The organism is Stenotrophomonas testudinis, assembly GCF_024499815.1.
Classification (GTDB): Bacteria; Pseudomonadota; Gammaproteobacteria; order Xanthomonadales; family Xanthomonadaceae; genus Stenotrophomonas.
The window spans coordinates 37,957-50,004 of sequence record NZ_JAMOKY010000015.1; the positions used below are offsets into that span (position 1 = coordinate 37,957).

At 68.8% G+C, this 12,048-nt stretch carries 12 protein-coding genes; 6 read left to right on the top strand and 6 right to left on the bottom strand.

The features are described from left to right. Positions 1-88: 88 nt before the first annotated feature. The 4 genes from metG (at position 89) to NQ204_RS10625 (ending at position 3,919) form a co-directional block, all read left to right on the top strand. Complete coding sequence (metG, locus tag NQ204_RS10610) at positions 89-2,164, top strand: methionine--tRNA ligase (protein ID WP_256643846.1); 2,076 nt, start codon at positions 89-91, stop codon at positions 2,162-2,164. A gap of 76 nt (positions 2,165-2,240) precedes the next feature. Further along, a complete protein-coding gene (locus NQ204_RS10615) occupies positions 2,241-2,831 on the top strand; it encodes an HAD family hydrolase (RefSeq protein WP_256643864.1) in 591 nt (196 codons plus the stop codon). 25 nt (positions 2,832-2,856) lie between these two features. Then, complete coding sequence (rnfB, locus tag NQ204_RS10620; protein WP_256643847.1) at positions 2,857-3,270, top strand: Rnf electron transport complex subunit RnfB; 414 nt, start codon at positions 2,857-2,859, stop codon at positions 3,268-3,270. Between the two features lie 292 nt (positions 3,271-3,562). Continuing rightward, complete coding sequence (locus NQ204_RS10625; RefSeq protein ID WP_256643848.1) at positions 3,563-3,919, top strand: hypothetical protein; 357 nt, start codon at positions 3,563-3,565, stop codon at positions 3,917-3,919. A gap of 191 nt (positions 3,920-4,110) precedes the next feature. Here NQ204_RS10625 and NQ204_RS10630 read toward each other — a convergent pair whose 3' ends face one another. Next, a complete protein-coding gene (locus tag NQ204_RS10630) occupies positions 4,111-4,458 on the bottom strand; it encodes a RidA family protein (protein ID WP_108750666.1) in 348 nt (115 codons plus the stop codon). Positions 4,459-4,652: 194 nt separating this feature from the next. Between NQ204_RS10630 and mprF the strand changes: the two genes are divergently transcribed. Then, the gene (mprF, locus tag NQ204_RS10635; protein ID WP_256643849.1) at positions 4,653-7,217 is read left to right on the top strand and encodes a bifunctional lysylphosphatidylglycerol flippase/synthetase MprF; all 2,565 of its coding nucleotides are present in this window, start codon (positions 4,653-4,655) and stop codon (positions 7,215-7,217) included. A 51-nt stretch (positions 7,218-7,268) separates the two neighbouring features. Here the strand turns inward: mprF and NQ204_RS10640 are convergent, their stop codons facing one another. The 4 genes from NQ204_RS10640 to NQ204_RS10655 all read right to left on the bottom strand — a co-directional run bounded on the left by NQ204_RS10640 (position 7,269) and on the right by NQ204_RS10655 (position 10,142). Continuing rightward, a complete protein-coding gene (locus tag NQ204_RS10640; RefSeq protein ID WP_305888372.1) occupies positions 7,269-8,615 on the bottom strand; it encodes a virulence factor family protein in 1,347 nt (448 codons plus the stop codon). Between the two features lie 78 nt (positions 8,616-8,693). Further along, a complete protein-coding gene (locus NQ204_RS10645) occupies positions 8,694-9,311 on the bottom strand; it encodes a DUF998 domain-containing protein (protein ID WP_116864976.1) in 618 nt (205 codons plus the stop codon). Further along, on the bottom strand, positions 9,308-9,481 hold the full coding sequence (locus tag NQ204_RS10650) for an oxidoreductase-like domain-containing protein (protein WP_207776500.1): 174 nt from the start codon (positions 9,479-9,481) through the stop codon (positions 9,308-9,310). The genes NQ204_RS10645 and NQ204_RS10650 overlap by 4 nt, the downstream gene beginning before the upstream one ends. A 58-nt stretch (positions 9,482-9,539) precedes the next feature. Next, entirely contained in the window at positions 9,540-10,142 is a 603-nt protein-coding gene (locus NQ204_RS10655; RefSeq protein WP_116864978.1) for an HD domain-containing protein, read from the bottom strand. 231 nt (positions 10,143-10,373) lie between these two features. Here NQ204_RS10655 and NQ204_RS10660 point away from each other — a divergent pair, with 231 nt between their 5' ends. Beyond that, positions 10,374-11,525, top strand: coding sequence for a tetratricopeptide repeat protein (locus tag NQ204_RS10660; RefSeq protein WP_488192357.1), 1,152 nt, complete (start codon positions 10,374-10,376; stop codon positions 11,523-11,525). Between the two features lie 7 nt (positions 11,526-11,532). On the opposite strand, the gene NQ204_RS10665 is transcribed toward NQ204_RS10660, so the two are convergent. Then, complete coding sequence (locus NQ204_RS10665) at positions 11,533-11,868, bottom strand: zinc ribbon domain-containing protein YjdM (RefSeq protein ID WP_256643851.1); 336 nt, start codon at positions 11,866-11,868, stop codon at positions 11,533-11,535. Positions 11,869-12,048: the final 180 nt, after the last annotated feature.

Here is a 12,048-nt window from a genome sequence, read left to right on the forward strand (position 1 = left end):
GCAGCCCCCCCGTGACCCGGCCCCGGCCGGGTCACCTTGTTGCAGGCATGCGATAATCTGCGGTTCCCCTCGGCTGCACCCCGCGACCATGACCCGTACCGCGCTCGTCACCACCGCCCTGCCCTACGCCAACGGCCCCCTGCACCTGGGCCACCTGGTCGGCTACATCCAGGCTGACATCTGGGTGCGCGCGCGGCGAATGAGCGGCGGCAAGGCCTGGTTCGTCTGCGCCGACGACACCCACGGCACGCCGATCATGCTGGCCGCGGAAAAGGCCGGGGTCACCCCGGAAGCCTTCATCGCCAACATCCAGGCCGGCCATGAGCGCGACTTCTCCGCTTTCGGCGTGGCCTTCGACCACTACGACTCGACCAACTCGGCGGCCAACAAGGCGCTGACCGAGCAGTTCTACCTGAAGCTGGAAGCGGCCGGCCACATCAGCCGTCGCTCGGTGGCGCAGTTCTACGACCCGGCCAAGGGCATGTTCCTGCCCGACCGTTACATCAAGGGCATCTGCCCGAACTGCGGCAGCGCCGACCAGTACGGCGACAACTGCGAAGTCTGCGGCGCCACCTACAACCCGACCGACCTGAAGGACCCGAAGTCGGTGATCTCCGGCGCCACGCCGGAAATCCGCGATTCGGAACACTTCTTCTTCGAGGTCGGCCGTTTCGAAGGCTTCCTGCGCAACTGGCTGGCCGGCGACGTCGCCCTGCCCGGAGTGAAGGCCAAGCTGATGGAATGGCTGGACGCTGACGGTGGCCTGCGCGCGTGGGACATCTCGCGCGATGCGCCGTACTTCGGTTTCGAGATCCCCGGCCAGCCGGGCAAGTACTTCTACGTCTGGCTGGACGCGCCTATCGGCTACCTGTCCAGCTTCCAGACCCTGTGCGGCAAGCTCGGCGAAGACTTCGAATCGCACCTGCGCCAAGGCACCAACACCGAACTGCACCACTTCATCGGCAAGGACATCGTCAACTTCCACGGCCTGTTCTGGCCGGCGGTGCTGAACGGTACCGGCCACCGCGCGCCCACCCGCCTGCACGTCAACGGCTACCTGATGGTCGACGGCGCGAAGATGAGCAAGTCGCGTGGCACCTTCGTGATGGCGCGCACCTTCCTCGATGCCGGCCTGGAACCCGAAGCCCTGCGTTACTACTACGCGGCCAAGACCAGCGGCGGCGTCGACGACCTCGACCTGAACCTGGGCGACTTCGTGGCGCGCGTGAACGCCGATCTGGTCGGCAAGTTCGTCAACCTGGCCAGCCGCTGCGCGGGCTTCATCAGCAAGCGCTTCGATGGCCTGCTGGCCGCGCAGCTGCCCGATGCGGCGCAGTACCAGCGCTTCGTCGATGGCCTGGCGCCGATCCGTGAAGCCTACGAACGCAACGACCCGGCCGCCGCCATCCGCCTGACCATGACCCTGGCCGACGAAGCCAACCGCTACATCGACGAGGTCAAGCCGTGGGTCATCGCCAAGCAGGAAGGCGCCGACGCGCAGCTGCAGGCGGTGTGCAGCCAGGGCCTGAACCAGTTCCGCGTGCTGGTCACCGCCCTGAAGCCGGTGCTGCCGGCCACCGCCGCGCAGGCCGAGGCCTTCCTGGCCGCGCCGGTGAACGACTGGACCGCGCTGGCACAGCCGCTGCTGGGCCACCGCATTGCTGAGTACACCCCGCTGTTTACCCGTATCGACCCGAAGAAGATTGACGCCATGATCGACGCCTCCAAGGACACCCTGCAGCCGGCCGCCGCTGCCGCCCCCGCCGCCAGGACCGAAGCCGTGAAGCCGGCTGCCCCGGCCAAGGACGAAGCGAAGAGCGCCGACGCACCGGCCTACATCGGCATCGATGATTTCGCCAAGCTCGACCTGCGCATCGGCAAGGTGCTGGTGTGCGAGTTCGTGGAAGGCTCGGACAAGCTGCTGCGCTTCGAACTGGATGCGGGCGACCTGGGCAAGCGCCAGATCTTCTCCGGCATCCGTGGCAGCTACGGCGAACCGGAAGCGCTGGTCGGCCGCAGCGTAGTGTTCATCGCCAATCTGGCCCCGCGCAAGATGCGCTTCGGCCTGAGCGAAGGCATGATCCTGTCGGCCGGTTTCGACGGTGGCGCGCTGGCGCTGCTGGACGCCGACAGCGGCGCACAGCCGGGCATGCCGGTCCGCTGATGCCCTGCGGGCGCGGCCCTCGCCGCGCCCCGCCACGCAGACCGCCACGGAAGGCACCGCCATGGGAGAGAGCAGGATGGAACTGGCGCTGTTCGATTTCGACCACACCGTCACCACCTGCGATACCTATGGCCGCTTCCTGCGCCGCGTGGCCACGCCCGAGCAGCTGGCGCGCGCGTGGTGGATGGTCGGCCCCTGGCTGCTGGCCTATCGCCTGCGCATCATCTCCGCCGCGCGCATCCGCGCCCGCGTCACCCGCCTCACCTTCAGCGAACGCCATGCCGATGACATCGCCACGCTGGCGGCAGGTTTCGCCCGCGAGGTGCTGCCCGACGTGATGCGTCCGGAAATGCTGGAGCAGATCCGCTGGCACAAGGAACAGCAGCACACCGTGGTGATCGTGTCCGGTTCGCTGGACCTGTACCTGCGGCCGTGGTGCGAACAGCTGGGCCTGCAGCTGATCTGCAACCGGCTGGAAAGCCAGGATGGACGCCTGACCGGGCGCTACGCGGGCGGCGACTGCGCCCCGCGCAAGGTCGAGCACATCCGCCGCCAGTTCGACCTGTCGCGCTACCTGCGCATCCACGCCTACGGCGACAGCTACGAAGACCGGCCGATGCTGGCCCTCGCCCACGAGCGCTGGTACCGCGGCAGACCCCTGAAGTGATTTTGACGCGCAGACTTCGCCACGCATGAGCCTGATTCCGCCCCTGACCGAACGCCTCGACCGCCTGCTGCCGCAGACCCAATGCGGGCAATGCGGCTACGACGGCTGCCGCCCGTATGCGCAGGCGATGGCGCGCGGCGAAGCGGGCGTGGACCGCTGCCCGCCCGGCGGCGATGCCGGTGCACGCGCACTGGCGCAGGTGCTGGGCGTGCCCGCCGTGCCTTTCGACCGCACGCGCGGCGAGCACAAGGCGCCGCAGGTCGCGCTGATCGTCGAAGCCGACTGCATCGGCTGCACCAAGTGCATCCAGGCCTGCCCGGTGGACGCCATCGTCGGCGGCGCCAAGTACATGCACACGGTGATTGCCGACCTGTGCACCGGTTGCCAGCTGTGCATCCCGCCATGCCCGGTGGACTGCATCGACCTGGTGCAACTGTAGCGGGGGTCGGATCCCTTTCCAGCGGAAAGGGCTCTGACCCCACTTCACCCGACATTCGTCGCAATCACCGCGTCCTGCGCGCCCCGCGCCCTCACGGAACAGGACGCACATCGCAGATTGCCCCGCTGCTCGCGGCACATGCGCCAGCCCACTGCGGCCTCTTTCAACCGCATGCCAGACTTCCGCAAACGTCCTGTGACGGGCCACCCCAAGCGGCTGGCCGGTTTTCAAGCCACGTTCCGCCCGCCACCGTGCCGTGGAGGCTACCGATTGACCTGAACGGAGCTGTGCCATGACCCCTTCGGACGTTACCGACGACTGCACCCGCGACATCACCGATGCAGCGGACGACATCGAGCGCCATCCCGACAGGATGATGGCCCTGTTGCGGAAGATCAGCGCGGCTGCCGCCGTCGATGGATTCCCCTGGCCGGAAGGCTACCTGCTGCCCGGCGGCCATCTCGGCCTGACCGACGCCGACCGCACCCTGGTCGGCCTGCGCGTGGTGCAGGAGCTCGTGCTTGCCGCCGAACGCACCCGCCAGGACGGCGAGGCCGACGAATACGTCGGCGACCGCATCATGGAAGGCCTGATGCAGGCCGGCATCGCCCTCTCCGCGCACGCCGCGACGAAAATCCGCCCGCACTGAACCAGCACGGGGTCAGAGCCCCCTCCTTCGGAGAGGGATCCGACCCCGCTCAGCATTTGGCGCCATGGACGGCGCCATCGAGCCCCCATGGATGGGTTTGCGGCGTGTCCTGCAGCTCCACACCGCCCCACCCCATGCGAAGGAGCTCAGAGCCGATCAACCTGCTCTGGCTGTGGCAGGCAAATCCAGAATTACGGCACTGCCGCCGTGATCACGATCTCGACCTTCCACTCGGCATGCGCCAGCTTCGCTTCGAACGTTGCACGCGCCGGGGTCGCACCTTCGACCACCCACTCATCCCATGCCTTGTTCATGCCGTCGAAATCGGCGATGTCGGCCAGGAACACTTCCGCGCGCAGCACGTGCTGGCGATCACTGGCCACCAGCGCCAGCAGCTTGTCGATCTCCGCCAGCACCTGCCGGGTCTGCCCGGTGATGTCCTGGCTGGTGTCTTCCGGAATCTGGCCGGAAAGGTAGGCGACCTTGTTGTGCACGGTCATCTCGGACATGCGCGGTCCGACGTCGTAACGCTCCATCATGGGCGTGGCTCCTGCGGGGTGGACTGAACCCCATTCTCACCCAGCCGGGCGGTGAAATGTGGCCTCCCGGACGCACATTCGTTGCCGCCAATCGCCGCACACTGCCGGTGCTGGTCAAACGCCACCGACAGGCGCACGATGCGCCACGTTCACGTTGACACCCCTCTTCCCCCTGCTGTCGCATTCTTGCGCCGATGACCCCAGCCAACGACCCCACCACCGCTTCGCACACCCCGGCATGGAAGCGGGTCCTGACCATCATCGTCCCGCTGCTGATCCTGTCGCTGGCCCTGCACGGGCTGGCCAACGAGTTCGACGAGCACGGCTACCGTGCCATCCGCGAAGCCTTCCACAAGCTGACCGGCACGCAGATCGCGCTGACCGTGCTGCTGGGCCTGGCCAGCTACGGCTGCCTGATCGGCTTCGATGCCATCGGTCTGCGCCGCAGCGGTATCCGCGTGCATCCGGCGCGCGTGGGCATCACCGCTTTCCTCGCCCACACCCTGGGGCAGACGGTGGGCTTTGCCGCACTGACCGGCGGCGCGGTGCGCCTGCGTGGCTACCGCAGCGCTGGCCTGGACCTGGCGCAGATCGGTCAGGTGGTGCTGATGAGCACGCTGGGCTTCGTGTTCGGTGCCTGGCTGCTGATCGGCGTGGCACTGTGCATGGAGCCGGCCGCCGCCGCGCTGGCCCTGCCGCTGGACCCGGCGGCGGTGCGCGTGGTCGGCATCCTCGCCCTGCTTGCCTACGCCGCCACCGTGCTGCTGGTCGGCCGTAACGGCCGCCAGTTCAGCATCTTCGGCCATGGCCTGTGGCTGCCGGATCGCCGCACGGTGCTCGGCGTCACCGTGCTCAGCGTGATCGAACTGGTGCTGGCCAGCGCCGCGTTCTACGTGCTGCTGCCGGACTCGACGCCCACCGGCCTGCCTGGCTTCGTCGGCCTGTACCTGGTGGCGGTGCTGGCCGGCCTGGTATCCACGGTCCCGGCCGGTCTGGGCGTGTTCGAGTGGAGCCTGCTGAAACTCCTGCCGCAGGTCGCCCCGGCCGCGGTGCTGGCGGCCGCGCTGATCTATCGCGTCACCTACTACGTGCTGCCGCTGCTGCTGGCCACCCTGCTCGCCCTCGCCCCGGCCCTGCGCCAGCCGCTGCAGGCCAGCGCCGGTGCCACCCGTGCCGGCTGGCATGCGCTGCGCCCGTGGCTGCCGCAGATCATCGCCCTGGCCGCCTTCAGCATCGGCGCCGCGTTGGTCATCGATGGCACGCTACCGACGCCACGCCGCCATCTGCTCAACGCCTCGCTGCCGATCCTGGAAACCTCGCACCTGATCGGCAGCCTCGGTGGCGTCGCCCTGCTGCTGATCGGCCAGGGCCTGGCCCGGCGCAGCCATGCGGCGTGGATGCTGGCGATGGCGGTGTGCGTGATCACCCCGCTGCCGCTGTGGCTGCGCGGCGGCCAGCCGCTCATCGCCGTGTCCGCGCTGCTGGTGGCGATGGCGCTGTGGGCCGCGCGCCGTGAGTTCTACCGCCAGGGCGCGCTGCTGGATGAAGCGTGGTCGTGGCCATGGCTGCGCAACCTGGGTCTGGTGCTGGTCGCGGTCACCTGGCTGCTGTTCTTCACCTACAGCCACGTCGAATACCAGAACGAGCTGTGGTGGCAGTTCGCGGTATCGGGCAATGCGCCGCGTGCGCTGCGCGCGTTGCTGGTGGTGGCCATCGCGCTGGTGATGTTCGGCCTGGCACGCCTGCTGCACAGCACGCGCACGCCGCTGCCGGCCGCCGACGATGCCACCCTGCAGGCGCTGGCGCCGGTGCTGGCGGGCGCCACTGACACCCAGGCCTGCCTGGTGCTGACCGCCGACAAGGCGGTGCTGCGCGACGAGGCGAAACAGGGCTTCGTGATGATGCAGCGCTATGGCGGCTCGCTGATCGCGATGGGCGATCCGGTCGGCCCGCCCGACGTCGCCCGTGCGCTGATCTGGCGCTTCCGCGAGGAAGCCGACCGCCTCGGCCTGCGCCCGGTGTTCTACCAGGTGGGCGAGGCCTACTGGCAGACCTATCTGGATCTCGGCCTGGGCCTGGTCAAACTGGGCGAGGAAGCAATGGTGCCGCTGCACGATTTCGGCCTGGAAGGGCGTGAGCGTGCGGACCTGCGCCAGGCGTGGAACCGCGGCAAGCGCAGCGGCCTGTCGTTCCGCGTGGCACCGGTGGAAGAAATTCCCGAGCTGCTGCCGCGCCTGCACGCCATTTCCAACGCTTGGCTGGACGACAAGGCCGGTGACGAAAAGGGCTTCTCGCTGGGCAGCTTCGACCCGCAGTACCTGGTGCGCTTCCCGGTGGCGCTGGTCGAGGCCGAGGGTGAGATCGTGGCCTTCGCCAATCTCTGGCAGGCGCCGGCCGGTGCCGAGCTGTCGGTGGACCTGATGCGCCACGTCAACGAAGCTCCGAAGGGCACGATGGATTTCCTGTTCATCGAGCTGTTCCTGTGGGGCCGCGCGCAGGGCTATGCGCGTTTCTCGCTGGGCATGGCGCCGCTGTCCGGGTTGGCCCAGCACCGCCTGGCGGGCCGCTGGAACCGCTTGGTCGGGTTGCTGGCGCGGCATGGCGAACGTTTCTATGGCTTCAGTGGCCTGCGCCGGTTCAAGTCGAAGTTCGCCCCGCAGTGGCGCCCGCGCTACCTCGCCGCACCCGGCGGCATTCACCTGCCGGCGGCGCTGCTGGATGCCACGCGGTTGATTTCGTTGGACCCGCGCCGCGGGTGATCAAGGTGTTTTGCCGGGCATGGCCCGGCGCGTCGCCCCGGTGGGTGCGGCCTACGCGCCGCCCTTGAGGATCACCTCCGCCAGGCGGTCGTAATCACCATTGAAGTGATGGTCGCCCGGCAGCTTCACCTTCTGCACCGCCTCGCCGGCCGGCAGATCCGGGCACAGCGCATCCTCATCCTTTTCGCCGTACACGCACAGCGTCTTGCCCGCCGGCAGCCTGGCCACTTCCGGCGCGATCGGCAGGCCATCGCCACCGCCGCCCAGCCAGTTGCTGACGTGGAATTCGAAATCGGCCTTGCGCCCCACCGACAGCAGGGCGATGCGCTCGACACTCTCGCGGGTGCCTGCATCAAGCTGGTTGATGGTGGCCGGCAGCACGTCGGCGCCCTGCGAGAACCCGACCAGCACCACCTTGTCGCGGTGCCACTGCTGCCGGTAGTGGGCGATGATCTTCTGCAGGTCGGCGGCAAAGCCCTTGGGCGTGCGCTCGCTCCAGAAATACCGCAGTGAATCGATGCCGACCACGGCCACGCCATGCTCGCTCAGCGAGGCGGCAACGTTCTTGTCCAGGCCGGCCCAACCGCCGTCGCCCGACACGAAGATGGCCAGGGTGTCGCCGTTGCCGGTGGCCGGCACTTCCACCACCGGCAATCCCTTCAACGCATCCGGCGGCGGTGCCAGGCTCACGCCGGCCTGCGCGCCCACCACCCGTGCCGCAGCCACCAGGCCGGGCGAGGCATCGCCGCGCGCGGTGCGCTTGAACTCACGCGCCATCGCCACCTGCTGCACGAACGGGCTGCCCTGGCCGGCCTGGCAGGCGTTGCCGCCGGCCGCGCTCAGCCACGGGAAATTCAGTTCGGCCGGCTGCAGCCGGTTGTGCTTCACGCCATCGCCGCAGACCATGCGCTCGTGGCTGTGGCCAGGGCAGAAGCCGGTGGTCAGCAGGCCGGCAAAGACCTGGGTATCGGCCTGCGCGGCCAGCGTGTAGGCCATCTCCGCACCCTCGCCATCACCGCCAACCAACGGCAGGTGATAACCCGGCAGGTGCAGCGAGGCCTGCAGCCAGCGCGAGAAATTCTCGACGTCGCCGGCACCGAACGAACAGGTCGGATTGCCTTCGCGCTTCAGCACGCCACGCAGGTGATTGATGTCCACGGCGGCGACGAGAGCGCCATCGGCACGCAGGGCCTCGATCGGCAGGCGGCTGGTATCGCCACCGGCGGTCGGCTCATGGAACCAGATCACCACCCGCTGCGGGGTTCCCGCCGGCATGTGCACCGGTATCTGGTCGAAGCGCCCGTGGCTGAACTGCTGCACGTTCGCCGCCGCCATGGCCGGCAACGCCGCCAGCGCCAGCACCACACCCATTGCCCTGCCCAGCCCTGCACGCTTCATATCGCATCCCCGGTGGAATGCGCACACGATACGCCGCCACCGCGTGCACGGCACGTACCCGTGCGGGCCGTTTGAGGTCTAGTTGGAAGCGCTGCGACGACCCCGCCGGTACATCGCCACGGCCAGCCACAGCAGCCAGCCGACGATCACCACGATCACCGTTTTCTGGCCCAGCCCACGCGGCGGACCTGCCCGCCACAGCACGTGCAGCCACAACAGGGCGAAGGCCAGCCACGCCCAGCCCCACAGCAGGGCCGCACTGCGCTGCCAGCCCGGCTCGCGGCGCAGGTACCACGCCTGCAGCAGCATGCCGACGCTGGCGCACAGGAAGGCAGTGTTCGCAGCCACGCCATGTACCAGCGGCGCCAGCAGTGGCGTCGCCTCGGGCAGCCAGCTGTCGCCGATGGACACTGTGGCCAGGCCGAGCGCGGCCACGGTGAACAGCAGCGGCGCGGCGGCACTGCGGCGTGGCCCCGTGCTGTGCCGGTACAGCGCGATGCCGAGCACGGCGATGGCCAGCGCCAGCAGGCAGTAGGCACTGCGCAGGGCCAGCCCTGAGGGGCCGTGCAGGTAGATGCTCAGGGTGGTCTGCACCCAGTCCAGGTCACTGCGCGCGAACTGGGTCCACAGCGCCGTGGCGATGAACAGCAGCAACGCGACCATGGCCAGCAATGCCGCCGGCCGCGCGCGCGTCATGGCGCCTCCTGCGGATGCCGCGCCTTCCATTCGGCCAGCGCCTTGCGGTAGCGCTGCAGCTCGTCGGAATACAGGTCGAGCACGCACAGCGGGCAGCCACTGCCGCAGCACTCGTTGGGGCCGGGCTCTTCCGGCGGTAGCGGACGCGGATCGGGATCAGGCACAGGCACGGGGTCGGTCACGGGCAGGCACGGCGTTGCAGACAGGCGCCCAGTGTAACGATCCCGCTCAGGCGTCCAGCTGCCGCTGCAGGTTGGCGCGCGCCGCCGCATCCAGGCGCTGGTGGAAGAAGTCGCTGAGGAAGATGCGTGGCGCGCGCAGCAGGCCCTGCAGGAAGCGGCGGCGGCCGGCACGGTAGAGAAAGCCCGGCACCACGCCCTGGTACTCCTCGGCCACGCCGCGGTCGTAGGCGGCGAACACCGCTTCGGGGGCCGCCAGGATGGCCATGTCGCAATCCAGGAACAGGGCCGCCTCGGCATCCACGTCGTCCGGTCCCAGTTCGCCATGGCGCGCGGTCAGCAGGATCAGCTGTTCCACCCGCGCGGCATCGATGCCCGAGAGCTCCGGCGCATGCGCGATGGCCCTGCGCGCCAGCTCGGCCGAGCGCGCTTCGTTGTCCTTGCGCCCTGCCTGGTAGATGGCGTCGTGGTACAGCACCGCCAGATACACCTCGGCGGGCTGCTGCCAGCCCGGCCCGGCCGCGACGTCCTGGCAGTGCTGCAGCACCGCGCGCACGTGGCCGAAGTGGTGGTAGGCGCGCGGCGGCGTGGCGTAGGCATCCTGAAGCGTCTGCCACTGCGCCGGTGCAAGCGGGATCGGGGCGAAGTCCATGCAGGGGATCATCCCGCCCGCAGGCGCCGCGGGCAAGCTGGACAATTTTTCACCAGCCGCTCACATCGCCCGCCGGGCAAGGCTGGCAAGGGGTTGTCCACAGCTTTGTCGCGGGCTGGTCCACACCGCATGTGGATGAACGCGGAGGACCGATAAATGGTTGATGCCGGCCCACCCGCGCGGGTCTACACTGCCGGCAGGCGGGCCTACCCGCCGCCGCAGGAAACTGCCATGCGCCGTCTTGCCGCTTGTTGCCTTGCGTCTTTGCTCGCTGCCACGGGCGTGTCAGCCGCCCTGGCCCAGGATCCTCCACCACCCGAACCCCTGATGGCGCCGGCCGCACCGGTTGCGGTGGCCAGCGTGCCGACACCGGAACAGGTGCTGGCCATTCCCGCACCGCTGCGGCAGATGCTGCAGACGCGGGTGATCGCCCGCCACAGCTCGCGCGAGCAGCGCCTGCAGGCGCTGGCCGAAATGATCTTCGGTGCACAGGCGCTGGACATGCAGTACGACCCGACGGCGACCTACACGCTCACCGAAATCTGGCAGAAGCGCCAGGCCAACTGCCTGGCGTTCACCCTGCTGTTCGCCACCCTGGCGCGCGAAGCCGGCATCCAGGCGCGCGTGCAGGAGGTGGATCGCGTGGTGTCCTGGTACCAGGACCAGGAACAGGGCGTGGTCTACAGCGTGGGCCACGTCAACGTGGGGATCATGGTCGACGGGCGCGGCGGGACTGTCGACCTCGACCGCAACATCCTCTACGACCGCCGCGGCCCGCACCCGATCTCGCTGGACCGCGCACTGGCGCACTTCTACAACAACCGCGGCGCCGAGCGCATGACCGCGGGCGACAAGGTGGGCGCGCGCGCGTTCTTCACTGCGGCACTGGCGCGCGCGCCGGATTTTGCGCCGACCTGGAACAACCTCGGCGTCCTCGACAGCCGCGAAGGTGACTTCGCGGGCGCGCGCGCCGCACTGGAGAATGCGCTGCGCCTGGATGGCCGCGAGGATTCGGCGCTGATCAACGCCAGCGTGCTGTATCGCCGCCTGGGCCTGGTGACGCAGGCGCAGGCGCTGGAGCAGCGTTTGAAGGCGGCGCAGCGCGACGACCCGTTCGCGCAGTACATGGCCGGTGCTGCCGCCGAGCGCAACGGCGACCTGGCCACGGCGATCCGCTATTACCGGCGCGCGGTGCAGCTGTACGACAACGCGCACCAGTTCCATTTCGGGCTGGCGCGCGCGTATTTCCTCTCGGGCCAGTTGGCCCGTGCCGACCGCGAACTGACGCGGGCAAGGTCGCTGGGTGGCAGTGTCAACCAGCAGCGCTACCAGGCCAAGCTGGACGGCCTGTCGCGCCTGCGCACGCAGCAGGCGCGACGCTGAGCGCGGCTCAGGCCTTCTTGAGGAAGCAGGTCTTCAGCACCAGACCCTTGATCTTGTCCGAGTTGCCTTCGATGTGTTCGGCATCGTCCTCGACGAGGCGGATGTTGCGGATGACGGTGCCCTGCTTGAGCGGGATGGACGAGCCTTTGACCTTCAGGTCCTTGATGACGGTGACCGTGTCGCCGGCCTGCAGGGTGTTGCCGTTGCTGTCGCGCACGACGAGGGAGGCGCCGGCGCCCTCCTCGGCGGTCCACTCGAAACCGCAGTCGGCGCAGATCCACAGCGCGCCATCGGCATAGGTGTTTTCCAGGGTGCACTGCGGGCAAGCGGGAGCGGAAGACATCAGCAAGTACCTCAAAATGAATCAACAACCGCCATTGTAACCGCCGGGTCCGTGCTTCCATTTTTTCCCGCGTGTGGCGCCTCTGTTGATACTGGTTTGAGGCGAGGGGCCATGCGGGTCAGGACACGCCGTAAACCCATCCATGGGGGCTCGATGGCGTCTTGCTCGTGTGCGCTGTCC

What these genes read in the sequence shown, in the direction of transcription:
- mprF (WP_256643849.1), top strand. Translation starts at nt 4,653, where the DNA reads ATGACCCCAGCCAACGACCCCACCACCGCTTCGCACACCCCGGCATGG.
- NQ204_RS10615 (WP_256643864.1), top strand. Translation starts at nt 2,241, where the DNA reads ATGGAACTGGCGCTGTTCGATTTCGACCACACCGTCACCACCTGCGAT.
- NQ204_RS10645 (WP_116864976.1), bottom strand. Translation starts at nt 9,311, where the DNA reads ATGACGCGCGCGCGGCCGGCGGCATTGCTGGCCATGGTCGCGTTGCTG.
- NQ204_RS10655 (WP_116864978.1), bottom strand. Translation starts at nt 10,142, where the DNA reads ATGGACTTCGCCCCGATCCCGCTTGCACCGGCGCAGTGGCAGACGCTT.
- NQ204_RS10625 (WP_256643848.1), top strand. Translation starts at nt 3,563, where the DNA reads ATGACCCCTTCGGACGTTACCGACGACTGCACCCGCGACATCACCGAT.
- NQ204_RS10660 (WP_488192357.1), top strand. Translation starts at nt 10,374, where the DNA reads ATGCGCCGTCTTGCCGCTTGTTGCCTTGCGTCTTTGCTCGCTGCCACG.
- rnfB (WP_256643847.1), top strand. Translation starts at nt 2,857, where the DNA reads ATGAGCCTGATTCCGCCCCTGACCGAACGCCTCGACCGCCTGCTGCCG.
- NQ204_RS10665 (WP_256643851.1), bottom strand. Translation starts at nt 11,868, where the DNA reads ATGTCTTCCGCTCCCGCTTGCCCGCAGTGCACCCTGGAAAACACCTAT.
- NQ204_RS10630 (WP_108750666.1), bottom strand. Translation starts at nt 4,458, where the DNA reads ATGATGGAGCGTTACGACGTCGGACCGCGCATGTCCGAGATGACCGTG.
- metG (WP_256643846.1), top strand. Translation starts at nt 89, where the DNA reads ATGACCCGTACCGCGCTCGTCACCACCGCCCTGCCCTACGCCAACGGC.
- NQ204_RS10640 (WP_305888372.1), bottom strand. Translation starts at nt 8,615, where the DNA reads ATGAAGCGTGCAGGGCTGGGCAGGGCAATGGGTGTGGTGCTGGCGCTG.